Source organism: Pararcticibacter amylolyticus, assembly GCF_003130405.1.
Lineage (GTDB): Bacteria > Bacteroidota > Bacteroidia > Sphingobacteriales > Sphingobacteriaceae > Arcticibacter > Arcticibacter amylolyticus.
In genome coordinates, this window is the sequence record NZ_QEAS01000002.1 from 14,256 (window position 1) to 15,183 (window position 928).

Here is a 928-nt window from a genome sequence, read left to right on the forward strand (position 1 = left end):
TGAGCGTTCAGCGTGCCTTTCATCATGAGGGCTTTATAATATTTTCATCGCTGGTGGTGTTTCTTTTGTTCCCCTTCCTTTGCCGTCATATTGATGTGACGTCGGCTCCGGTGGACCCGGGGATTCTCAGTATTGTGATTATGGCGGTGCTGACTTTCCTGGTTTTTAAATCCGTGACCTGGATTGTCATCCGGATCATCTGGCCGGTATTTCACCAGTATTCAGAGGGGGACTTCGAGCAGGATTTCAGAGGTTTATATCCGCTGCATAAAGTGTTGATTTACCTGGGGTTTTATGTGCTTCTCCTGATGTCAATGGTGTTCATTATGGGAGGACTATTATGAAAGTTTTCAGCGTACTTGTTTTATTGAGCGGAGGTTGGTTACTAACCCAATCTCCCTCAATCAGCGATTCTTCTTCGGATGTGAACGCACCGGCAAGGGACCGGCTGCGCGCTGTGTACACCGGTGAACTGGGAGTCCGGGAAGCTACAGGCAGAAATGACGGCACCAGGGTAGAGCTCTTTCTGCACTATACCCACCTCAAACCCGGCAATCCCTGGTGCGCCGCTTTCGTCTGCTGGTGCCTGGGCCAGGCCGGTATTCCCAACCCCCGCACGGGCTATTGCCCCAACCTGTTCCCGAAAAACAAAGTCATCTGGACCCGCAGCACGGGTATCGGCGGCGCCTCCTCCCGCAATTCACAACTCACCACCCGGAACCCACCCCGCACTCCCTTACCCGGCGACATCTTCGGCATCTATTTCCCCGAAAAAGGCCGCATCGCCCACGTCGGCTTTGTCGACCAGTGGGACGGCAAGTGGCTCATCACCGTCGAAGGCAATACCAACGAATCCGGCAGCAGGGAAGGCGATGGCGTCTACAGGAAAAGGAGACTGGTCTCCTCCATCAGCAAAGTGTCGGCCGTA

Annotated in this window: 2 protein-coding genes; both read left to right on the forward strand. The window is 54.0% G+C overall.

Annotated features, from left to right (window positions below; translation table 11 throughout):
* A partial coding sequence (locus DDR33_RS25685) for a hypothetical protein (RefSeq protein ID WP_158280617.1) occupies positions 1-344 on the forward strand: 344 nt, incomplete at its 5' end.
* On the forward strand, positions 341-928 hold a 588-nt coding region (locus tag DDR33_RS02540), incomplete at its 3' end, for a CHAP domain-containing protein (RefSeq protein WP_109414210.1). The genes DDR33_RS25685 and DDR33_RS02540, both read left to right, overlap by 4 nt.